Source organism: Phytoactinopolyspora limicola, assembly GCF_011320225.1.
Classification (GTDB): Bacteria; Actinomycetota; Actinomycetes; order Jiangellales; family Jiangellaceae; genus Phytoactinopolyspora; species Phytoactinopolyspora limicola.
In genome coordinates this window covers 412,667-433,909 of the sequence record NZ_JAAOEN010000001.1, presented here as the reverse complement: position 1 = coordinate 433,909, position 21,243 = coordinate 412,667, and the positions used below count along the sequence as shown (strand labels likewise).

The 21,243-nt window shown below is 68.5% G+C and carries 23 protein-coding genes and 2 riboswitches; of the genes, 9 read left to right on the top strand and 14 right to left on the bottom strand.

All coding sequences use genetic code 11. From position 1 onward, the window contains the following. Positions 1–186, bottom strand: a riboswitch (cobalamin riboswitch). A 79-nt stretch (positions 187–265) separates the two neighbouring features. Beyond that, entirely contained in the window at positions 266–1,648 is a 1,383-nt protein-coding gene (locus tag G8760_RS02155) for a cobyrinic acid a,c-diamide synthase CobB (protein ID WP_166347863.1), read from the bottom strand. Positions 1,649–1,857: 209 nt separating this feature from the next. Here G8760_RS02155 and cbiE point away from each other — a divergent pair, with 209 nt between their 5' ends. Both cbiE and cobM read left to right on the top strand, forming a co-directional pair. After that, positions 1,858–3,063: a precorrin-6y C5,15-methyltransferase (decarboxylating) subunit CbiE gene (cbiE, locus tag G8760_RS02150; protein WP_166347860.1), complete on the top strand. Its 1,206-nt coding sequence runs from the start codon at positions 1,858–1,860 to the stop codon at positions 3,061–3,063. Further along, a complete protein-coding gene (gene cobM / locus G8760_RS02145) occupies positions 3,060–3,821 on the top strand; it encodes a precorrin-4 C(11)-methyltransferase (protein WP_166345980.1) in 762 nt (253 codons plus the stop codon). The genes cbiE and cobM overlap by 4 nt, the downstream gene beginning before the upstream one ends. A 17-nt stretch (positions 3,822–3,838) precedes the next feature. Here the strand turns inward: cobM and G8760_RS02140 are convergent, their stop codons facing one another. Then, positions 3,839–4,921 carry a cobalt-precorrin-5B (C(1))-methyltransferase gene (locus G8760_RS02140; protein WP_166345977.1) on the bottom strand — a complete coding sequence of 361 codons (1,083 nt, stop codon included), beginning with the start codon at positions 4,919–4,921 and terminating at the stop codon, positions 3,839–3,841. Between the two features lie 92 nt (positions 4,922–5,013). Here G8760_RS02140 and G8760_RS02135 point away from each other — a divergent pair, with 92 nt between their 5' ends. Genes G8760_RS02135 through G8760_RS02125 form a run of 3 tightly spaced genes read left to right on the top strand, consistent with a single transcriptional unit; the run spans position 5,014 to position 6,655 of the window. Then, complete coding sequence (locus tag G8760_RS02135; protein WP_246222397.1) at positions 5,014–5,781, top strand: cobalt-precorrin-6A reductase; 768 nt, start codon at positions 5,014–5,016, stop codon at positions 5,779–5,781. A 34-nt stretch (positions 5,782–5,815) separates the two neighbouring features. Further along, a complete protein-coding gene (bluB, locus tag G8760_RS02130; protein WP_166345974.1) occupies positions 5,816–6,460 on the top strand; it encodes a 5,6-dimethylbenzimidazole synthase in 645 nt (214 codons plus the stop codon). A gap of 51 nt (positions 6,461–6,511) precedes the next feature. After that, positions 6,512–6,655 (top strand): hypothetical protein, encoded by a 144-nt coding sequence (locus G8760_RS02125; protein ID WP_166345971.1) that lies wholly within the window; start codon positions 6,512–6,514, stop codon positions 6,653–6,655. 19 nt (positions 6,656–6,674) lie between these two features. Here G8760_RS02125 and G8760_RS02120 read toward each other — a convergent pair whose 3' ends face one another. Together G8760_RS02120 and G8760_RS02115 are read right to left on the bottom strand one after the other, a co-directional pair. Next, on the bottom strand, positions 6,675–7,016 hold the full coding sequence (locus tag G8760_RS02120) for a DUF1330 domain-containing protein (protein WP_166345968.1): 342 nt from the start codon (positions 7,014–7,016) through the stop codon (positions 6,675–6,677). After that, positions 7,013–7,378 carry a nuclear transport factor 2 family protein gene (locus tag G8760_RS02115; protein WP_166345965.1) on the bottom strand — a complete coding sequence of 122 codons (366 nt, stop codon included), beginning with the start codon at positions 7,376–7,378 and terminating at the stop codon, positions 7,013–7,015. The genes G8760_RS02120 and G8760_RS02115 overlap by 4 nt, the downstream gene beginning before the upstream one ends. A gap of 143 nt (positions 7,379–7,521) precedes the next feature. Here G8760_RS02115 and G8760_RS02110 point away from each other — a divergent pair, with 143 nt between their 5' ends. Further along, positions 7,522–8,283 (top strand): helix-turn-helix transcriptional regulator, encoded by a 762-nt coding sequence (locus G8760_RS02110; protein WP_207781926.1) that lies wholly within the window; start codon positions 7,522–7,524, stop codon positions 8,281–8,283. Between the two features lie 18 nt (positions 8,284–8,301). Here G8760_RS02110 and G8760_RS02105 read toward each other — a convergent pair whose 3' ends face one another. The 5 genes from G8760_RS02105 to G8760_RS02085 all read right to left on the bottom strand — a co-directional run bounded on the left by G8760_RS02105 (position 8,302) and on the right by G8760_RS02085 (position 13,017). Beyond that, positions 8,302–9,873 (bottom strand): precorrin-2 C(20)-methyltransferase, encoded by a 1,572-nt coding sequence (locus G8760_RS02105; protein WP_166345959.1) that lies wholly within the window; start codon positions 9,871–9,873, stop codon positions 8,302–8,304. Beyond that, entirely contained in the window at positions 9,870–10,493 is a 624-nt protein-coding gene (locus G8760_RS02100) for a precorrin-8X methylmutase (RefSeq protein WP_166345956.1), read from the bottom strand. Before G8760_RS02100 ends, G8760_RS02105 begins: the two co-directional genes overlap by 4 nt. Before the next feature lies 1 nt (position 10,494). Next, positions 10,495–11,754 carry a precorrin-3B synthase gene (cobG, locus tag G8760_RS02095; RefSeq protein WP_166345953.1) on the bottom strand — a complete coding sequence of 420 codons (1,260 nt, stop codon included), beginning with the start codon at positions 11,752–11,754 and terminating at the stop codon, positions 10,495–10,497. A 31-nt stretch (positions 11,755–11,785) separates the two neighbouring features. Then, positions 11,786–11,974, bottom strand: a riboswitch (cobalamin riboswitch). Positions 11,975–12,061: 87 nt separating this feature from the next. Then, positions 12,062–12,613, bottom strand: coding sequence for a DUF6036 family nucleotidyltransferase (locus tag G8760_RS02090; protein ID WP_166345950.1), 552 nt, complete (start codon positions 12,611–12,613; stop codon positions 12,062–12,064). Next, on the bottom strand, positions 12,610–13,017 hold the full coding sequence (locus G8760_RS02085) for a hypothetical protein (protein ID WP_207781925.1): 408 nt from the start codon (positions 13,015–13,017) through the stop codon (positions 12,610–12,612). The genes G8760_RS02090 and G8760_RS02085 overlap by 4 nt, the downstream gene beginning before the upstream one ends. A gap of 247 nt (positions 13,018–13,264) precedes the next feature. On the opposite strand from G8760_RS02085, the gene G8760_RS02080 reads away from it, so the two are divergent. After that, positions 13,265–13,786, top strand: a complete 522-nt coding sequence (locus G8760_RS02080; protein ID WP_166345947.1) for a COG4315 family predicted lipoprotein — start codon at positions 13,265–13,267, stop codon at positions 13,784–13,786. Positions 13,787–13,941: 155 nt separating this feature from the next. Here the strand turns inward: G8760_RS02080 and G8760_RS02075 are convergent, their stop codons facing one another. After that, positions 13,942–14,085 (bottom strand): hypothetical protein, encoded by a 144-nt coding sequence (locus G8760_RS02075; RefSeq protein ID WP_166345944.1) that lies wholly within the window; start codon positions 14,083–14,085, stop codon positions 13,942–13,944. A gap of 91 nt (positions 14,086–14,176) precedes the next feature. On the opposite strand from G8760_RS02075, the gene G8760_RS02070 reads away from it, so the two are divergent. Beyond that, positions 14,177–15,124 carry a threonine/serine dehydratase gene (locus G8760_RS02070; protein WP_166345941.1) on the top strand — a complete coding sequence of 316 codons (948 nt, stop codon included), beginning with the start codon at positions 14,177–14,179 and terminating at the stop codon, positions 15,122–15,124. 925 nt (positions 15,125–16,049) lie between these two features. Here the strand turns inward: G8760_RS02070 and G8760_RS02065 are convergent. Next, on the bottom strand, positions 16,050–17,414 hold the full coding sequence (locus G8760_RS02065) for a dihydrolipoamide acetyltransferase family protein (protein WP_166345938.1): 1,365 nt from the start codon (positions 17,412–17,414) through the stop codon (positions 16,050–16,052). A gap of 3 nt (positions 17,415–17,417) precedes the next feature. Next, on the bottom strand, positions 17,418–19,598 hold the full coding sequence (locus G8760_RS02060; protein WP_166345935.1) for an alpha-ketoacid dehydrogenase subunit alpha/beta: 2,181 nt from the start codon (positions 19,596–19,598) through the stop codon (positions 17,418–17,420). A gap of 116 nt (positions 19,599–19,714) precedes the next feature. Here G8760_RS02060 and G8760_RS02055 point away from each other — a divergent pair, with 116 nt between their 5' ends. Beyond that, the gene (locus tag G8760_RS02055) at positions 19,715–20,203 is read left to right on the top strand and encodes a VOC family protein (RefSeq protein ID WP_166345932.1); all 489 of its coding nucleotides are present in this window, start codon (positions 19,715–19,717) and stop codon (positions 20,201–20,203) included. On the opposite strand, the gene G8760_RS02050 is transcribed toward G8760_RS02055, so the two are convergent. Together G8760_RS02050 and G8760_RS02045 are read right to left on the bottom strand one after the other, a co-directional pair. Further along, positions 20,200–20,820, bottom strand: coding sequence for a pyridoxamine 5'-phosphate oxidase family protein (locus G8760_RS02050; RefSeq protein WP_166345929.1), 621 nt, complete (start codon positions 20,818–20,820; stop codon positions 20,200–20,202). The genes G8760_RS02055 and G8760_RS02050 overlap by 4 nt on opposite strands. Then, the gene (locus tag G8760_RS02045; protein ID WP_166345886.1) at positions 20,817–21,239 is read right to left on the bottom strand and encodes a nuclear transport factor 2 family protein; all 423 of its coding nucleotides are present in this window, start codon (positions 21,237–21,239) and stop codon (positions 20,817–20,819) included. The genes G8760_RS02050 and G8760_RS02045 overlap by 4 nt, the downstream gene beginning before the upstream one ends. Positions 21,240–21,243 lie beyond the last annotated feature (4 nt).

Genomic DNA, 21,243 nt, shown 5'->3' with positions numbered 1-21,243 from the left:
CTGGCTTCCAATGCCGTGGCCGGTCTCCTGGCTGACGGGCGACGCCGCCCGGCCTACCTTCCCAGGCAGCATGCTGCCCAGTGGCTCCCCGTTGTGGGGTACGGCCGGGAAACTTCCCGATCACAGTGGCGAGGGCCGCTCCGGTTCTACACCGGATTCCCGTGCACCACGGCGAGTCCACCCTACCGTGCGATTCGGTCTCCGGTTCCGCTGGTCCGCTGGAGTATCTGCGAGTTGTCCGGGGCGGTGGGCGTTACCCCACAGGTCACAGATCTGTCCGGCCTGACAGAGCGGCATAGGCGGCGTGGGTTGCGGTGGCGAAGCGGGCGGCCAACCGCGGATGCCCAGCCCAGTGCACGTGTAGATACGACGCGTGTAGCAGCCGACCGGCGAAGCCCTCGGTGCTCTCGCCCCAGGTCCATGCCGGCTGTGCACCGTGCGCCGGGGTGACCTGAGTGCGGTGGAACTCGTGCGCGGTGACCTGCTCACCTTCGCCGCTGAGCACGTTGGTGGCGGGGGCGGTCGCGGTCCGATAGCCGAGGGTACGTCGGGATGTCATCCGGGCGGTGGCGTCCAGAACCCCCACCATCGGCTGATCATCCAACTCGCGGCACAGGTAGGTGAGCCCGGCGCACTCGGCGACCATGGGCACCGATCCGGCTAGCCCGGCCACCGCCGCGCGGAGCGGTGCGTTCGCGCTGAGCGCGTCGGCGTGCACCTCGGGGAACCCGCCACCGAAATAGAGTCCAGCGCAGCCGTCCGGGAGAGACTCGTCGGCGAGCGGGTCGACGTCGACCACCTCGACCCCAGCCGCGGCCAGCAGTTCGACGTTCTCGGTGTAGCGGAAGGTGAACGCCGGTCCGCCGGCCGCGGCGATCACTGGCAGTGGCCGGCGCACCGGAGAGGGAGCGCCATGCGCGCCCAGCGCGGCGACGGGATCCCACGCGGGCCGGTCGAGGTCGGGCGCGGTCCGGGCTACCCGTAGTACGGCGTCCAGGTCGACCCCGGTGGTGATCCACGACCGCAACGCGTCGAGGACGGTCGCGGACTCGGCGCGGCGCTCCGCGGCTGGGATCAGGCCGAGATGCCGGCTCGGCACTTCGACGTGGTCGCTGCGGTGTAGTGCCCCCAGGACGGGTACGCCGATGCCGTCGAGGGCGCCGCGGAGCTCGGTCTCGTGCCGTGGTGAACCGAGCTTGTTGAGGATCACGCCGGCCAGCGTGATGCCGGGGTCGAACGTCGCGAACCCGTGCACCATCGCGGCGACGCTACGGCCGGCGGCGCTTCCGTCGACCACGAGGACGACGGGGGTGTTGGTGAGCCGGGCCACGTGCGCCGTCGACGCGAACCCGCCGGTGCCGAGGGCGCCGTCGAACAGGCCCATGACACCTTCGATCACGGCGATGTCAGCCTGGGTCGGGACGGTGGCGCCGTGCCGTAACAGCGCGGCGATGTGGTGTTCACCTTGCAGGTGGGGATCGAGGTTGCGGCCGGGTCGACCGGTGGCGAGGGCGTGATAGCTCGGGTCGATGTAGTCGGGTCCGACCTTGTGCCCGGACACCGTGAGCCCGCGCCCGGCAAGCGCCGCCATCAGACCGCTGGCGACCGTGGTCTTGCCGTGCCCCGAGGCTGGTGCGGCGATGATCAGCCGGGGCAGGACCAGCCGTGTGGCAGGGGTTCCCGGCACGGATGCCCTCCTCTTCTCGCCCCATGATCATGAACACTTTGCCGTGCCATAGCACGGCAAAGTGTTCATGATCATGGGTGTGGTGTGGCCGCCGGCATCATCGCACGGACACCTGGGTTACGGTGAAAAGCGTGACTCGTCCGCCTGCCGCCGCAGCCGCCTCACCTGCCATGATCACCGTGGTGGGTATTGGCGCCGATGGCTTGAGCGGCCTAGGCGAGCAGGCGAGAGACGTGATCGCCAACGCTGAGGTGCTGGTGGGCGGCCAACGTCATCTGGACATGGTCCCGGGCGACGCTGTGATGAAGCTCTCCTGGCCATCGCCGTTCAAACCAGGCGTCGAACGGATCGTCCGCGAACATGGCGCGCGCCGCCTGGTGGTGTTGGCCAGCGGGGACCCCCTGCTCAGGGGGGTCGCCACGCTGCTGGTGGGCCTCTTCGGAACGGATGGGGTCCGGATCCTGCCTGGTGTCTCGTCGGTAGCCCTGGCCCGGGCACGGCTCGGCTGGTCCAGCGAGAGCACCGAGGTGGTCAGATTGACTAGTGACCACGCCCACGAGGTGGCCCGGGTGCTGGTTCCGGAACAACGCATCCTGGTGCTCAGCGCGTATGCGTCGACGCCGCCGGCCGTCGCGGAGGTGCTAACCTCCCGCGGCTACGGATCCAGCCGCATGAGGGTCTTGGAGAACCTCGGTGGCCCGGACGAACAGCTGATCGACGGGGTGGCGCGGGACTGGAGTCACCCGCCCGGCGCACCGCTGAACATCGTCGCCGTCGAATGTGAACCCGATCCCGGCACGGTGCCACGGCCGATCGTGCCCGGCCTACCCGACGACGCCTTCGAGCACGACGGCCAACTCACCAAACGTGACCTGCGGGCTAGCTGCCTGGCACGGCTGATGCCGCTGCCCGGACACTACCTGTGGGACGTGGGGGCCGGGTCCGGCAGCATCGCCATCGAATGGATGCGCGTGCACCCCGCCAACCAGGCGGTGGCGGTCGAGGCCGATCCGGAGCGGGCCGCGCGGATCGGCCGGAACGCGAACTACCTCGGTGTACCGGAACTCTTCGTCGTCCACGGACGGGCACCACGAAGCTTGGCTGAGCTCGTTCCGCCCGACGCCGTGTTTATTGGTGGCGGCGTCAGTACCCCGGGTGTGGTCGAGACGTGCCTGCGTGCGCTGCGTCGAGGCGGCCGGCTCGTCGCGCACGGCGTCACGCTGGAGGCGGAGGCCGTGCTGACCGATGCGTACACCAAACATGGCGGCGAGTTGATCCGGCACGCCATTGAGCGTGCCGCCCCGCTTGGTGGGTATACCAGCTGGCAGCCCGCCCGGACGCTCACTCAGTGGAGCATCACCAAGGAGAACCGTTGACTGTTCATTTCATCGGCGCCGGACCCGGCGCGGCCGACCTGATCACGGTGCGCGGCCAGACGCTGCTCGGGCACTGTCAGGTGTGCCTGTACCCCGGCAGTCTGACCCCGACGGAACTGCTCGCACACTGCCCGGACGACGCGCGGTTGGTCGACACCGCCGACCTCACCCTCGACCAGATCGTCGACGAGCTGATCGCCGCACATGAGCGGGGCGACGACGTGGCCCGCCTGTGCTCCGGCGACCCGTCCATCTACAGCGCGGTGGCCGAACAGATGCGCCGCTTGGATGCGGCCGGCGTGCCGTATGACGTTGTCCCCGGAGTGCCCGCGTTCGCGGCCGCGGCCGCCGTTCTGGGGCGGGAGCTGACGGTTCCGACGGTGGGGCAGAGTGTCATCCTCACCCGCACCCAGGCCCGCTCGACTTCCATGCCGGACGGTGAGAACTTGGCCACGTTCGGCGCCAGCGGTGCCACCTTGGCCCTACATCTGGCCATCAACCGGATCGAGCAGGTGGTCGACGAGCTGGTGCCGCATTACGGCGCGGACTGCCCGGTGGCCGTGGTGGCCCGGGCCAGCCAGCCCGGGGAGCAGGTGGTCCGTGGCACGCTGGGCGACATCGTTGGCCAGGTCCGCGCGGCGGGTATCACGAGGGCCGCGATGATCTTCGTCGGCGCGGTGCTCGCCGCGGAGAACTTCCCCGACAGCTTCCTCTACTCGGCCACCCGGGACCGCTCCAAGCAGCCGGCATCGCTGTGACGCCCGGGCGCCTCCGGTCAGCTTCTCCCGACGATGGTCCCGGAGCGGTTCACGACGACGACGTCCGTGGTCACCGGCGCGCCCCGGAGCACGTCGTCGGCGGTCTCGCGGGCCTTGACCGCTACCAAGGCGCCGAGATCCAGTCCGGCCGCCTGAGAGATCTCCAGGGCGTGGATCGCCGTGTTGGCCGTTTCGATCGGGCCGGCCAGCTCAGGGTGGCCCGCCTCGGCGGCCATCCGCGACAGCAAGCCGAAGTCCACTTGCGAACGTTTGGAATGCAGGTCGAGGAAGCCGGCGGCCAGCTTGGACATCTTGGCGAACCCACCGGCCACGGTCAACCGCGGTATCGGGTGTCGGCGCAGGTACTTGAGCACGGCTCCGGCGAAGTCACCCATGTCCAGCAATGCGCTGTCCGGCAGCTGGTACAGCTCTTGAGCGACCCGCTCCGAGGTGCTGCCCACGGCGGCCGCGACATGCTGATGGCCCATGGCGCGGGCGACGTCCACGCCGCGCCGGATGCTGTCGATCCACGCCGAGCAGGAGTAGGGGACGACAACACCGGTGGTGCCGAGCACCGACAGCCCGCCGACGATTCCCAGCCGCGGGTTCCACGTGTGCCGGGCCATCTCCTCGCCGTGCGGAATCGAGATCTCCACGACGACGTCACCGGCGCCGTCGTACTGAGCGGCCACGCGGTTGATGGCGTCGCGCATCATCTGCCGGGGGACCGGGTTGATCGCCGGCTCCCCGACGTCCAACGGCAGGCCCGGGCGGGTGACGGTGCCGACACCATGTCCCGCGCGGAAGGTCACTCCGCTGCCGGGTTCTCCGGTGCTGACGGTGGAGACGATGAGTGCGCCGTGGGTGACGTCCGGGTCGTCGCCGGCGTCCTTGACCACTCCGGCGCTCGCGCTAGCGGCGTCGAGCCGTTCGGTCGCCAGCGCGAAACTTGGCCGCTTGCCTTTCGGCAGCGGCACTTCCACCGGGTCCGGGAACTCGCCGGTCAGCAGCGCGGTGTAGGCGGCGGTGGTGGCTGCGGTGGCGCAGGCGCCGGTGGTCCAGCCGTAGCGCAACCCGTCGCTAGTCCGTTCCGTCGTCACCGATTCGACCCCGTATGCCGGCCCATCAGGTGGCGGATGTCAGTGCGGTGTCACCGGTGGGCATCTCGTGTGCAGTCTCCAAGGAGTATGACGTGAGTGCACCGGACGGTGATCCGGGTGGTCCGGTTCTGGTGCTGGGCGGCACGGCGGAGGGCCGCGAGGTCGCGGCCGAGCTGAACGTGCTCGGCATGCGGGTGGTGTCGTCACTGGCCGGGCGGGTATCGAAGCCGAGGCTACCGGTGGGTGAGGTCCGGGTGGGTGGGTTCGGGGGTGTCGACGGGTTGGCGGAGTGGCTCCGGGAGCAGCGAGCCGCCGCCGTCGTCGACGCCACTCACCCGTTCGCGGAGCGGATCAGCGCGTCGGCGGTCACCGCGGCAGAGCAGGCCGGCGTCCCGCACCTGCGGCTGGAGCGGCCAGGCTGGCAGGCCGGACCGGGTGACGAGTGGCACTGGGCCGATTCGCTGACCCACGCCGCCGAGCTGATCGCCCGGCTGGGCCGCCGAGTGTTCCTCACCACCGGTCGGCAGGGGCTTGCCGCGTTCGCCCGCCTTGACAAGCAATGGTTCCTGATCCGCTGTGTCGACATGCCGGAGCCACCGATGCCGCTCGAGTCGTTGGTGGTGCTCGACCGCGGCCCGTACACGGTGGACAAAGAGCTGACCCTGATGCGTCGGCACCGGATCGACCTGCTGGTGACCAAAGACAGCGGCGGGACGATGACGACGGCCAAACTCACCGCGGCCCGGCGGTTGGGCCGGCCGGTCGTCGTTGTCCGCCGACCGCCCCATCCGGCCGCGGATCGGGTAGTGGAAACGCCGGCCGCGGCGGTCCGGTGGGTGCTGGAAGCAACCGGTAGATGATCATGAATGGCACGATGGCACGCGACAAGGGGTAGTGATGGAAGCGTTCTACGACGTGGTGCAGCGACGGCGAGACGTTCGTGGTGAGTTCACGGGTGAGCCAATCCCGCCCGACGTGCTGGACCGGATACTCGGTGCCGCGCACGCCGCTCCCAGCGTCGGGCTGAGCCAACCCTGGGATTTCGTCCTGGTGGAGGACGGCGGCACCCGCGCTGCGTTCCGCGACCACGTGCTGGCCGAACGTGAGGTGTTCGCCGAGACGTTGAACGGGGAACGGGGCGGAACCTTCAGCAAGCTCAAGATCGAAGGCATTCTGGAGGCCAGCCTCGGCATCGTCGTCACCTACGATCCCTCCCGTGGTTCACCCGCGGTGTTGGGTCGGCACGCGATCGCCGACGCCGGGTTGTACTCGGTGTGTCTGGCCATCCAGAACCTCTGGCTGGCCGCCACCTCCGAAGGACTCGGGGTGGGCTGGGTCAGCTTCTACCGGGAACCGTTCCTGGCCGAGCTGGTCGGTCTGCCGGACGGGATCCGCCCGGTGGCCTGGCTGTGCGTCGGGCCGGTGACGCAGCTGGCGACGGTCCCGGACCTGGAGCGGCACGGCTGGCGTCGGCGGCGCCCACTGGCGGAGGCCATCCACCGAGAGAAATATGTGGTGAAACCTGCCGAGACCAACTGACACACTGAGCGGACGTCCCATCCAGACGGCGACGGGACGACGCTGGTGCCGGTGCCCGGCTCAGCCACGATCACCCGGATCCACCACGCCAACGGCTGGCCCGACGAGTCGTCCGCCGGCAGGTTCGTGGGGTATGCGGTGGATCTCGACGTCGCCGAGCGTCCACCACATACCGTGCGCGACCCGCGGAACTGACGTTTCGGCAGCCTGGAGATCAGCCGAGGACGTCGGTGGCGACATGGTCCGCGCCCACCCCGTCGATGATCATGCCGTAGCCCGTGGAGTTCGCCAGCCGTAGGGGCAGGATGCGCTGATAGTCGTCGGACTGATACCAGGCCAGTGCGCTGGCGCGGTCGGGGAACTCGATGACGATGAGATCGCCGGTCCACGTCCCTTCCAGCACGGTCGGGACACCACCGTGGATCACGAAGCGCCCGCCGAAGGGCTCCAGCGTGGCATCGATGCCGCGTAGGTACTCGACGATCCCTTCGCCGAGATGAACATCGTGTAGATGGGCGACGGCGTAGGCCGGGACATTGTCGGCGCCGGTGCTCATGCGCTCGGCACCTGGTCGAGGAAGCCGAGGACAGTCGCGACGCGCCCGTCGCTGTCGAGCTGGATGACGTCGAAGCCGATGACGAGCGGTTCCGCTCCAGCCGGCCCCAGAGTCCACTGGAACCGGGCTTGGTTGTGGTGGCCGTCGACCGAGCCATGCAGGCCGAATCGCATACCTTGGAACTGCCCGCGCACCGCCCCGATTAGGGCGGTCAGCTCCTGAGCGCTGGCCGCCGTCGCCATGGGGTCGATGTAGGTCACCGCGGGCGCGAACACCTCGTCGGCGAGCTTCTGCCGGGCGTCGGCGTCGGCCTCGTTCCAGACGTCGATGTATCGGGCCACTACGGCTGCGAAGTCAGTCATGTCTTGTCCTTTCGTTCCGTCCGGTGTGGACGTGTTCAATCTTCGGCCGCCTTTTCCGGTCGGTCGATTACGTCCGAGGTAATGGGCTGGCGTCGGTGGCCGCGTAGATTGGCGCCGTGACCGTGACTAGTACCACTCCTTCCGTGGGTGAATCCTTGCGCTGGTGGCGGGAGCGGCGACGCCTCACCCAGCTGGACCTATCCGCCCAGGCCGGAGTATCGACGAGGCACATCAGCTTTCTGGAGACCGGCCGCTCGGCACCGACCGCGGCGATGATCGTCCGGCTAGCCGAGTGCCTCGACATCCCGCTGCGAGAACAGAACACGTTGCTGCTGAGAGCCGGGTTCGCTCCTTCATTCACGCAGCGCGATCTGGCGGAGCCGCCGCTGTCGATGGTCAACGACGCGATCAACCGCGTCTTGGACGCACACGCGCCGTTTCCCGCCCTGGTAGTCGACCGGCAATGGAATCTCGTCGCCGCCAACGACGCCGTCGTCGCGTTGATCGAGGGTTCCGCCGACTTCTTGGTCGAACCGCCCGCCAACGTATTGCGGCTGACCTTCCACCCGGAGGGTATGGCTCCCCGGATCGTCAACCTGTCCGAATGGGCCGCACACATCCTGGCGCGGCTCCAGCAGGAGTGCGACCGCACCGCCGACGCGCAGCTTGAGCAGCTGCTCGCCGAACTGCGCGACTACCCGATCCGGCGTTCCGCCGCCGGCGGCAGGCATCCGGCCATCGTGATCCCGTTGCGGCTGCGCACCGACGACGGGATCGTCTCGTTGTTCAGCATGACGACGGTTTTTGGCACACCCACCGACGTCACCGTGTCGGAGCTGGCGATCGAGACGTTCTACCCGGAGGACGAGTTCTCGGCCGACTATTTTCGCCGCATCGCCGGCTGAGTTTGAGGCCGAGACCGCCTAGTAGGTGCGAGGCGTCCACACGGTGGCGGATCCGTCCGGGCGCTCGCTCACCTGGGTCCGCGACGAGCCGATGATCAGCAGGCAGCGCATGTCGACGTCGTCGGCGTCGAAACTCCCGAGCGTGGTCACGGTCACCGATTCCTCCGCGCCGCCGACGTCTCGGGCGATCACCACCGGTGTCTCTGCCGCGCGATGCCGCAACAGGGTTGCCCGCACCCGCTCAAGGTGGTCGCGGCGGCTGCGGGAAGCCGGGTTGTACAACGCCAGGGCCAGATCGGCCGCTCCGGCCGCGTCCAGCCGACGTTCGACGACATCCCATGGTTTGAGCCGGTCGGACAGGGACAACACACAATAGTCGTGGCCCAGCGGGGCACCCACTCGAGACGCGGCCGCTTGTGCCGCCGTCAGGCCGGGCACCACCCGGATGTCGATACCGGCCCAGCGTGGATCACCGGCCTGCTCCAGCACCGCCGACGCCATCGCGAACACACCTGGATCCCCGGAGGACACCACCGCCACCCGGGCGCCCGCGGAGGCCAGCTCCAACGCCTGGACGGCGCGGTCCGCCTCGACCCGGTTGCCGGAACTGTGTCGCTGCTGGCCAGGACGGACCGGAACACGTGCGACGTAGGGACCGTAGCCGACGACGTGGTCGGCGGCGGTCAACTCCGCGGTGGCCTCCGGGGTGCGCCAGTCCGGCCCGGCCGGTCCGAGGCCGACGATCACGACCTCGCCGCCTGGTTGTGTCGGACGCTGGGCAGTGGGGTCGGCCGCATCGTCGGTGCTACGGACCGCCGCGGTGGTGCCGTCGACACGAGCCGTGTATCCGGGGCTCGGCACGATCGCCAACGAGAAGTAGGGAACGCTGGCCGGGTCTACCCCCGCCAAAGGTTGAACGCGCTGTTCACCCCACGTGGCGCGCTCGACGTAGTAGGCGTCGGCCAACCGGCCGGCCTCGGCGAGGGCGTCGCGCACCGCGGTGAACGTGCGGCCCAGTTTGAGGATGGCGACCGCGTCGGCTTCGGCTAGCCGCATCGCCAGCTGAGGTGCCGGCAGGGTCCCCGGCAGGACGGTCAACGTCTCCTCATGTTGGACCAACGGCTGGCCGAGCGCCGCGGCCGCCGCCGTCATCGACGTCACACCGGGCACCGCGTGTGCTTCGTACCGCTCACACAGGCGTTCGTGCATGTACATGTAGGAGCCGTAGAAGAACGGATCACCCGCGCACAGCACCGCTACGTGGCGTCCGGCGTCGAGATGTTCGGCGAGCCGTTTGGCGGCGTGTTCGTAGAACTCGGCCATGGCGCCGTCGTAACCGCCCGGATGTTGGGTGCCTTCGGTGGTCACCGGATAGACGAGTGCCTCCTCGATCTGGTCACCCCGCAGGTAGGGTTCGGCGATCGAGCGGGCGATGCTGCGTCCGTGCCGGGCACTGTGGTAGGCGATAACGTCGGCACGTTCGATGATCCGGGCCGCCTTGACCGTGATGAGCTCGGGATCGCCTGGACCGAGCCCGACACCCCACAAGACTCCCGGTTTCGACGTGGTGTTCGTCTGCGCGTTCGTCATTCGACCTCCGTGGCCAGCGCGTTCACGGCGGCGGTGGCGATCGCACTGCCCCCGCGGCGACCGTGGACGGTCAGATAGGGTGCCGGGGCCCGTTTCACCAGCTCCTCCTTGGACTCCACCGCCCCGACGAAACCGACCGGCACGCCGACGATGGCCGCGGGGGCCGGGACACCCTCGTCGAGTAGCTCGAACAGCCGGAACAGCGCGGTGGGTGCGTTGCCGATGGCGACGACGGAGCCGGGCAGGCGGTCGCGCCACAACTCCAAGGCCGCGGCGCTGCGGGTGGTGCCGAGTTCGGCGGCCAGCGCGGGCACCCGAGGGTCGGCGAGGGTGCAGACGACGTCGTTGTCGGCGGGCAGACGAGACCGGGTGACGCCGCTGGCGATCATCTTCGCGTCGGTCAGGATGGGGGCGCCGGCTCGTAAGGCGGATCGCGCGGCGGCCACGACGTCGTCGGAGTAGTCCACGTCCGTGGGGAGGTCGACCATGCCGCAGGCGTGAATCATGCGGACCACCACCGTCGCGACGTCGGACGGCAGGTGGTCCAGGTCGGCCTCCGCCCGGATGGTGGCGAACGAGCGGCGATAGATCTCGGCGCCGTCGCGGATGTAGTGGTCCATGTCAGTCCTTCCCGGCCAGTGTGGTCGCGGTCCCGACCGCTTCGGAAGTCACCTGTGACGCGGCTTTCGGCACGGCGATGGCCAGTTCGTCTCGTGCCACGCGGATGCCGTCGACGACGTAGCCGTCCATGGCGGCTACGGCGTCCACGTGTGGGCCGCGTGGGCGGCCACAGCGTCGCTCACACCCCGAGACATGCAGCGTGATCCCAGGGGGGAGCGTCGTGAGGAGCGGGAGAGTGTCGGCACGGACATCGGCCCGAGACGATGCACAGCCGGGATGTCCGATACACGCGGTCACCCCGGCCGAGGGCGACTCGGGGTCGAGAACGTATCCGGCGGCGACCAGCGTGTCGACGGCGCGCCCCGCGGCACCCGGCGGCAGACCGGGCAGCACTACTGAACGCCACGGCGTCAGCACCGCCCCGCGCGGGCTCAGCCCGGCCAGTGTCCGCAGCTGGGCAGCCGTGAACGTGCCAAGGGGAATCGCGGCCACAACGGCGTAGTCCGGGCCGGATCGGTGCTGGTGCGGCCCGACGGCCGGCGGTGGCGACGTGGTGAGAGCGGCCGTTGGTGCCGTCCGGACGTCTGGGCCGAGCGTGTCGGCCACCACTGCTGTGAGCTGCTCCTGGCTGTTCAGCTCACGGATATGCCACGCCGTGCCGCTGGTCCTGGCACGGACGTCGAGGAACGCGTGGGCGGCTGCGACGAGAGCCGCGGATGCCCGCCGGGCCGGGATTCGCAGGCCGGTGTCCGCGCCGCCGAGCAGGAGCGCACCCTGCTGGCTGTCGGTGGCCCGCCATCCGGCGTCGAGCATGGCCGGCGGCAGGTCGCCCCGGCCGTCGTCGAGCCCGAACTGGAACCTGCCCGGCAGCCGGGCGAGAGCCGGTTCGGCGCGTAGCGCATGGTCCAGTTCGATGACGAGTGTGCGTACGTCGACCAGGCCGCCGGTGATGCCGCTCAGTGGTGACGCCACGATGTTGCGGACCCGCTCATGGCTGGCCGACGGCAACAGCCCAGCTCTGGTGAGCCGTTCGGCCAGCGCACTAACGTCGGCGACGGCGCGTAGTTGGACATTGGCACGCGAGGTCAGGTGTACTTCGCCGTCCCCGAGATGTTCGGCGCAGTCGGCCAGCGTGACGAGCTGCGAGGCATCGAGGCGTCCGCCAGGGGTGCGGATCCGGGCCAACGGTCCGTCAGCCGCTTGATGAGTGGTGAGGGCGCCTGGGCAGGCATCGACTCGGTCCCGCACCGTCGGAGCCATCGCCGACCGCCTTCCATCACCTCGTGGAATCTGGCTTCCTGACGCCGTGGCCGGTCTCCTGGCTGACGGGTATGGCGCCGTCCGGCCGACCTTCCCAGCCGATGTTGCTGGCCAGTGGCTCCCCGCACGCGGGGAACAGCCGGGGGCTTCCCGATCACAGTGGCGAGGGCCGCGCCGGTACTACACCGGCTTCCCGTTCACCACGGCTCGCCGTCCACTGTACCGGCCTGCCCGCCGACCGCCCCGGTTGCGTCCCGCACCGCCGGCGCCGCAGGCACTCCGACTGCACGACGCTGGGTCCTGATGTTTACGACGGGTCGCCTTCGTCAGCGGTCAGCGTCTCGACGATCTCGGCGAGCAGATACTGCGTCTTGGGTTCGATGACGGCGGCCGGATAGGAGCGTTGCAGAAGTTCGAGGCCGTCCTCGACCGTGTTGAACCCGCACTCGCGCATGAGGAACCGAATGTCGTCTACGTCGGTGTCTACGCGGGAGGCCCGCAGCTTCATCGCGAGCAGGTATCGCGGAGAGGCGACGGAGACCCGCAGATACCGCGTTTCGAAGAAGAGACGGGGATCTGGATCGGGGCCCGGGAGAAAGCCTTTCACCGCATCGTTGAGCCAGTCTTCTTCGAGCCCGTGGTCCTCCGCAACCGCTGCCGCTGCCTGCCGCACCGCCGCCGTGGGGGCGAAGACTCCGTCGAGATCGCGGGTAGCGCGCCTGGCGTCGTAGGCAAGCGCCATCGCGGCGCCGCCGACGAGGAAGATGTCCGCCTGCGTCGCGCGCTGGGCAAGTTCGTCTGACAGAGACTCGAGGAGGGAGACGATGCCAGCCCGGTCTAGTGCGGTTGGGGTGTTCACACCCGCTCCAGGCCGTTTGCCGCGATGAAGATCCCACGGCGGCGAAATGACAGCGGGGATTCACGCAAGGACCACGGATGCATACCGCGGAGCTCGGTGACGAACCACCAGTCGTCGGTGAAACGCCGCTCATTCAGTGCCCATCGAGGCACCTGCCAGTCGTCCCGTCGGGCGAGATGTTCGGCGAGCGCGGCAAAGGCGGCGTCGACCCGGCCATCGCCGGTGGGCTTCGGTTCCTTCGAGAACAGCGCGGCCGCCGCTTCGACTCCCTGATGGCGTTTCCGCGACTCGTACACGTCCAGCAGTTGCAGAATGGCATGCCGCCACACGACGGTGAGAGGCTCATCGCGACGCATCAGCTGCTGGGCATCAGCGGCAGCCCTTGCTGCGTCGTAGCCGGCCACGGCACCTCTCCCTCCGGTTCGGCTTCATTATCCCCGAACTGCGGCGTGAATGCCGGTTCTCAAGCCGTCTCCGAATCTCGGTTGCGTCCCGCGCCGCCGGCGCCGCGGGCCCCCGACCGCATGACGCGGTAGCAAATCCGCGCGGGGGCAATCCGATAGTGGTACCTCGACCGTAGATAAGGAGACCGGACCGATTCCGGGCGGGCGCGGGGTGAGCGCCGCGCCCGTCGTGACATGTGGAGGTCTCATGAACCGACGAACTCGGGCCATGCCGTTGGTGGTGGTCGGCGCCCTTGCGCTCGTGGTCGCTGCCTGCGGCTCGGACGACGACGGTGATGGCGACGTCGCAGCGCCCCCCGGCAACGGCGATCGGGTCGATCTAACTGGGTCGCCCCTCGGTGAGATTCTCGTCGACGGGGACGGCATGGTTCTGTATCTGTTCACGGTCGACGAGCCGGGGACGAGCAACTGCCATGACGAATGCCTGGAGGCGTGGCCGCCGTTGGCGGGTGAGCCGGAGGCCGGTTCCGGTGTCGACGCGTCGCTACTTGGCAGTATCGAACGCGACGACGGCACCGTCCAGGCCACCTACGGCGATTGGCCGCTGTACTACTACGCGGGGGATAGCAGTGCTGGCGACCTGCACGGTCAGGGCTTGAACGACGTCTGGTACGTGCTCGACGCCGGCGGCAACGCCATCGAGGACGCGGTACCGGACGACATGTCCGACGATGACGATGACAACGGCGGGGGCCGTTCCGACTACTGACGTGCGCTAGTGCACGGCGAAGTTCGGTCACACCACGTGGGATCGGTCGGCTCCCAACCAGCCGTCCAGACGTTCCTGGAGGTAGACCACCTGAGGCGTGCCGTCCGGCGCTGATTTCGGGTTCCTGCCATGATCGCCGGTGTGCCGTGACCACGTCAGCTCGAGGGGCGGGCGGTACGTGATCCGGCTGGTGTCCGCGGCACGTTCCACGGCACGGGGGTCACGACGAGCACCTGTTTGCCAGCGGCGTTGAGCTCCAGGTCCGGTTCGAGCCAGCGCAGCTGGTCCGGCTCGCGCAACCCGCGGTAGTTCTCCAGGATCGCGAAGTGGGTGAGGCCAGCTCCTCGGGGGGCGCACGGTGCTGACGTCCGCCTGGGGGACCATGGTGTGGTGATCGACGCAAACGACGTGCAGGCGGCGCGGAGCCGCATCGGCCAGTTCATCCGGCGCACCCCGTTGTTCGAGGTCGAAGCCGGACCGTGGGCTCCGTCGGCCCCCCTGTGGTTCAAACTGGAGCAGGCCCAGCACACTGGATCGTTCAAAGTACGCGGTGCCTTCAACCGCGTCCGCGCCGCCCTCGAGCGCGGCGAGCTGGCAACCGGCGAGGGCCGCGTCGTGGCAGCTTCGGGCGGAAACGCCGGCTTGGCCGTTGCTTATGCAGCGGCCTCCCACTCGCTGCCCGCTGAGGTGTACGTGCCGGAGACGGCACCGCCGGTCAAGGTGAGGAAGCTGCGTTCGTTGGGGGCCGACGTCCGGCAGGTGGGGCGTAAGTATGCCGATGCCTACGCCGCCGCCCTCATCCGCGCCGACGAAACCGGCGCGTTGTTCTGCCACGCGTATGACCAGCCGGAGATTTGCGCCGGCCAGGGCACGCTGGGCCTGGAGGTCCTGGAGCAGGCCGGTCAGCCGGTGGACACCATCGTGGTGGCCGTCGGCGGTGGTGGACTGCTGGCCGGGGTGGCCGCGGCGGTCGAGGGTCGAGCCCGGGTGGTCGGCGTCGAGCCGGCCGCGATCCCGACCCTGCACACTGCCCTCGCTGCTGGTGGCCCGGTGGATGTCGACGTCTCGGGGGTCGCCGCCGACTCACTCGGCGCCACCCGCCTAGGTGACATCGCCTACAACGTTGCGGTACGCACCGGTGTTGGCTCGGTTCTGGTGGACGACGCGGTGATCGTCGACACCCGCCGTCGGCTGTGGGAGCGATACCGCCTGGCCGTCGAGCACGGTCCGGCGACCGCCGCCGCTGCCCTGTTCAGCGGCGCGTATCGCCCGGCGGAAGGGGAGCGTGTCGTCGTCGTGCTGTCCGGCGCCAACACGGACCCGTCCGACCTCGTCTGACCTCGATCAACCCCGTGGATGGCGGCGCCGGCGTTAGGGCCGCGGTTACGTCGCGCCGCACGACGATCAGACGCTCCGGTGATCCGCCGCAGCTTTCCAACCCGGGCTGGGGCTGCACCTGATCTCCGTTTGGTCACCTGATCGTTTTCTGTGGGGCGATCAGGTGTGCCAACGGCGGTGGGCGGCGCGGTGTGGTGCATCTGATCGCGTCTTTGAGTGTGGACGCGTGGCGATCAGATGCGTCGCAAACGTGTGCGGTAGCTGTGCATACATCTGATCGACCGCGCGCCCATCGCGCTCGCCGCGCCCGTCGCGGGTGTCGGTGTCGGCGTACATTGCGACGACTCCCACCCCTCGGTTGGTTGCAGTAAGTCTGCTTGTTGTTGCCCTGGTGACAGTAAGCGTCCTTGTGCCCGGGGTGGATGCCGCGGTGAGCCTCCTTGTTGTTGCCCGGACACTCACCACGCTTTCCTTGCGACGTGGGGCCGTGTTGCCCTGGCCCCGTACTCCGCTACCGCCAGATGGCGTTAAGGCCCGAATCCGGCTCTTAACGCCATCTGGCGGTAGCGCAGTGCGCGATAGCGCGTCGGGACCTGGCACCCATCCGGCCCGACGTCGCCACAGTGCGGCCGTTCGCGGTATATATCGCGCAGCCCGACGCCTATGTTTCGCCTGGCGGCAATCCCAGCCAGCACCACCGAGTCCACACCCACAGAGCGTTATCTCAATATGTGGATGGCGGGTGATCAGATGCACCTTCCGCCCCGTCGTGTCGGTTTGCGCATCTGATCGTTTGTCGTTCACATCGCAAGCCATGACCGGACGACGCCACCACACGTCTATCAGCAACGTCGCCATCGCTTGTGCGCCTGATCGTCGCCGGACAAACGATCAGGCGCACAAACGGAGATCAGGTGCACAACGGCTAGTGGGCGACGAGGGTGAGGGGATTCTCCAGGGTGGCGACGAGGACCTGGAGCCAGCGGGCGGCTACGACGCCGTCCAGCGGGCGATGGTCGACCGACGCCGTGACCCGCATGACCGTCCCGACGCTCAGTTTGCCATCGTCGACGACGGGCTCCGACCGTGCGGCGCCGACGGCCAGGATGGCTGACTGTGGCGGGTTGATGATCGCCGAGAACTCTTCCACACCGTACATACCGAGGTTGGTCACGGTGATGGTGCCGCCGGTGAGTTCGTCCTGCCGGAGCGTCCCGGCGCGGGCGCGTTCGGTCACATCCCGGCTCGCGGCGGCGATCGCACCCACTGACATCGTGTCGACGCCGCGCAGCACGGGGGTCACGAGACCACGGTCGGTGGCGACGGCGACAGCGACGTCGGTGGCCGAGAACGTCTCGACGGCGTCGGGGGTCCAGATGACGTTCATCTCGGGAACCCTGGAATGCGCCACGGCGACCGCCTTGATCACCAGGTCGTTCAGCGAGATCCGGACGGAGCTGACCTCGTTGAGCCGGGTCCGCAACGTGATCAGCTCATCGACCCGAGCTGAGGCGCGTACATAGAAATGTGGCGCTTCGCGTTTGCTTTCCGCGAGACGGGTGGCGGTCGCCCGCCGGATCCGACTGTGCGGGACACGGGTGCTGGCCGGCTGATCCCGGGGAGCCGACGTGCTGGCCTCCACCTCCGGGCCAGGTGCGTCGCTGGTCGTCGACGAACTGGTGCCCGCCGCTGGATCCGGGGGTGCTTGCGGGGCGTCCAGTACCTGGCGCTGGGTGATGGCGGATTCGACGTCGCGCCGGACGATCCGTCCGCGTGGCCCGGTTCCGGTGATGTCGTCGAGGGACAGGCCGGCCTCCCTGGCCAACCGTCTAGCCAAGGGGCTGCTGAAGATACGTCGGTTGCCGGGGTCCTCTGGTTCCGGATCCGACCCGTTGGTGGCCGGTGGTGCCGCGGTCGATGTGGCTCCATCCGGGGCGGCGGCTGGTTCTGGAGCCGGCTCGGTGAGGTCGCGACGTTCGGCGGCCCGGGCTGGTCGATCGATGTCGACACCGAGGTCGGCGAGCAGAGTATTGAGGTCGTCGACCTGCTCGCCGGGCTCGCCGAGGACCGCGATCGGTGCTCCGACCTCGACGACGGAACCGGCCGGCACCAGCGTCTTGAGGACAACACCGTCCGCCTCGGCCTCGACCTCCACCAGGGCCTTGTCGGTCTCAACCGTCGCGATCACGTCGAGGGCGGTGAACGCCTGGTGCTCGTTCACCGACCAGTCCTGGAGGACCGCCTCGGTCGATCCGGCGGCGACAGCCGGTAGGCGCAGCAACGTGGCCATCGGTTAGAACCTCGTCATTTCCGTGAGGGCGGTGGCGACCTCGTCGCGGCCGGCGACGGCGGCTCGTTCCAGAATTTTGCTGATGCTTGGTGACGCCTCACCACCGGTGACCCGTTGGACCGGATGATCGAGCCAGTCGAACAGCCGCCGGTTGATCTCGTCGGCCAGCCACCCGCCGTACGACGTGCCGGGAGGGCCCTGCTCGGCGATCAACACCCGGTTGGTCTTGCGCACGCTGGTCGAGAGCGTCTCCCAGTCGAGGCTCGCCCGGTCGAGCCAGCGCAGGTCGATCACCTCGGCGTCGACGTCGTCCAGCGAATCGACGGCGTGGAGGACTTCGGCGACCATGGCCAGATATGAGATGACGGTGACGGCCGAACCTCGGCGGCGGACGGCGGCACGGCCAACCGGAAGGTAGTAGTCGAGATCGTCCACCGGCGCCGGTCCGGTCGTGGTGTAGAGGTCGACGTGTTCCAGGATCACCACCGGGTCCTTGCATCGAAGGGCGGTGTTCAGCACCCCGATGTAGTCGAACGGCGTCGTGGGTGCGGCGATACGCCAGCCGGGGGCGGTGGCGAAGACGCCGGCGGGATCCATGGAGTGCTGTGATCCGTAGCCGGTGCCCATCGCGACCTTGGAGCGCAAGACAAAGGGGACGTCACTAGTACCGCCGTACATGTGGCGGACCTTGCCGATCTGGTTGAACAGCTGGTCGGCGGCGACCCACATGAAGTCGGCGTACATGAACTCCACCACCGGCGTGAACCGGCCGTCCATGGCGATCCCGCCGCCGAGGCCGGCAAAGGCGTTCTCGCTGATCGGGGTGCCGAGCACGCGGTCGGGGAAACGTTCGGCCAGACCCTTGGTGGCGCCGTTCGTGCCGCCGCCGAGCCGGTGGACGTCCTCGCCGAGGACGAGTACGGACTCGTCGGTCTCCATGCGGCGGCCGAGCACTCGGGCGATGCTTTCCACTAGCTTCTGCTCGGTCAGCGCCCCGGTGAACGTCTCGGCGTCGGCCACCCGGACTCCGTCGAGCTCGTGCAGGTCGCTGCGGATCCCGACGTCCACGAATGCGGGATCGGGCCACTCGGCTTCCTTGATCCGTCGTTGTCCGGACTTGCCGCCGGGGAGTGGCTCGAACAGCTCGGCACCGATAGCGGCCAGCGACTCTTTGGTCCGGGCCTGGGTGGCCTCGATCTCGTCGGTGGTCATGAGGCCGCGGCGGTCCAGGTGACCGGCCAGCTGAGCGATCGGATCGCGCTGCCGCCACTGCTTCTCCTCGTCCTTCGGCCGGTATCCGAAGGCGCTGCCCGGGAACGGCCCGTTCTGGTGGAAGTACCGGTAGGTGTCGGCCTCGACGATGGTGGGTCCGGCGCCGGAACGCATATGCGCCACCGCCTCGGTCATGGCGGCATGGACTGCGAGCGGGTCCATGCCGTCCACCTTCCAGCTGGGAATGTTGAAACCCAGGCCCCTAGCGGACAGCCGGGGCTCGCCGGTGGCTTCGGCGACGGTGGTGGCGACGGCGTACTGGTTGTTCTCGATGAAGAAGCAGAGTGGCAGTCGCCAGGCGGCGGCGAGGTTGAACGTCTCCAGGGTGGATCCGATGTTCACCGCGCCATCGCCGAAATAGGTGACCGCGACCGCGTCGGTCCCGGCCTGGCGGTGTGCCCACGCGAAGCCCGCCGCTTGGGGGACTCCGCCGCCCACGATCGCGTTGGTGCCGATCGCACCGGCGGCGGTCCAGCGCAGATGCATGGATCCGCCCCGGCCATGGCTGAACCCTCGGTCGAGGCCGCAGATCTCGGCCACTGTGCGCAACAGGAGTTCGCGGACGTCGGCGGGCAGCTCGGCGTTGGGGTCGAGGCCTTTGGGTGCGAGGTGGTGCAGCGCTTTGGCCAAGAACTGATGGTGCCCCCGGTGGGAGCCGTTGACGACGTCCCCGGGGGCGAGCGCCAGAACCGAGCCCACCGCACCGCCTTCCTGGCCGATGCTGGAGTGGGCCGGTCCGTGGACTAGCCCGGCGCCGGCCAGGTCGAGGACGTACTCCTCGAACGTCCTGATGATGATCAGCTGGCTGAGCATCCCCGTCAGCAGTGCGGGTTCGGCGTTGTCCCAGTCTGTGGTGTCGACGGTCAGCCGCACCCAGGGCGAGGCCGGTTCTAAACGCTGGTGCTTGGTCACCAACAACCTCCAGCGGCATAAATTGGATCCATATACTCATCTAACCGTACCTATAGACGTAGTGCAATCGTTTGTGGTTGGATCTTAGGATCCATAACGACGATTTGGAGGCGGCGATGGCTTTGCCAGGGCTGCGCGGTGTCGATCACATCGGGTTCACCGTGCCCGACCTCGAACAGGCCCGTCGGTTCCTCACCGAAGTGCTCGGCTGCGAGTACATGTACACCCTGGGTCCGTATCGCGACGACGACACCTGGATGCGGGACCACCTTGGTGTCCATCCGCGGGCGGTCATGCGTCAGCTGCACTTCTTCCGTTGTGGAGATCAGGCGATCTTCGAGGTCTTCGAGTACGAATCGCCGGACCAGAACCGCACCCAGCCGAAGAACAGCGATATCGGTGGTCACCACGTCGCCCTCTATGTCGACGACCTCGACGTCGCCGTCGCACATCTGGAGCGGCACGGTGTCACCCTCATGGGAGCGCCTACCGCCAGCAAGGGGCCGAGCGAGGGGCAGCGGTGGGTCTACTTCTTGGCACCGTGGGGGATGCAGTTCGAGCTGGTCTCATACCCCGGTGGCAAGGCGTTCGACCGTGCCACCTAGTCCACCGGCCTGACACGAGCGCTAGTGGCGGCGGCTCGTAGCTGTGTGTTCTCCCGGACCAACGCGTCGACGCGATCCTGGAGCTGCCCGAGCGTGGATTCGACGGCGTCGCGCGGGAACAGCTGCGGAATGTGCTGCTGGCAGTTCCAGTCGAACCCTTCGACGCTAATGAGCACCTCCCGCTCCACCTTCGCCCGGTAATCCGGAACCGCCAACCCCCGCTCGCCGTCGGCCACTCGAGCCCGGCCGAGAATCTTCAGCCGGGTCTGCCGGGCGTAGTCCATCAGGAACAACGAGACCCGGTCGTCGTGATCCAGGTTCCCCAGGGTGATGTACTGCCGGTTCCCACGGAAGTCGGCGAAGCCGAGGGTGTGATCGTCCATGACCCGCAGGAATCCGCGCGGGCCGCCCCGATGCTGGATGTACGGCCAGCCGGTTTCGCCAACGGTGGCCAGGTAGAAGCTGTCCCGTTCGGCGATGAAGGCTCGTTCATGGGGGCCGAGCCGATCGGGTCCGCCGGTGTCGTCCAACGCCCGGCGATAGGCGCGGTCGCTGCCGTGTGCCTTCTGCTGGGCCCGGACACCGTCGGTGAAGGCAAGTTGGGCGAAACGGCTCATGAGCGTGGCCCGAAGATGCTGCGGTCAGTCGCGTCGATCTCGAGGTCGTTGATACTGGCCTCGCGTCGCACCATGAGCCCGTCGGCGTCGAATTCCCACAGCTCATTGCCGTGGCTGCGCCACCACTGTCCGTCGGCATCGTGCCACTCATAGGTGAACCGGACGGCGATGCGGTTGTCGGTGTACGCCCACAGCTCTTTACGTAGGGCGTAGTCGCGTTCTTTGGCCCACTTTCGGGTCAAGAAGGCGGCAATCTCCGCGCGGCCGGTGAGGAACTCGGATCTGTTGCGCCACACCGAGTCGGGGGAATAGGCCAGCGCGACCCGTTCGGGGTCGCGGCTGTTCCACGCGTCCTCGGCGAGCTGCACCTTCTGTTGTGCGGTTTCGGCGGTGAACGGGGGAAGCGGCGGGCGGGTCATGTCT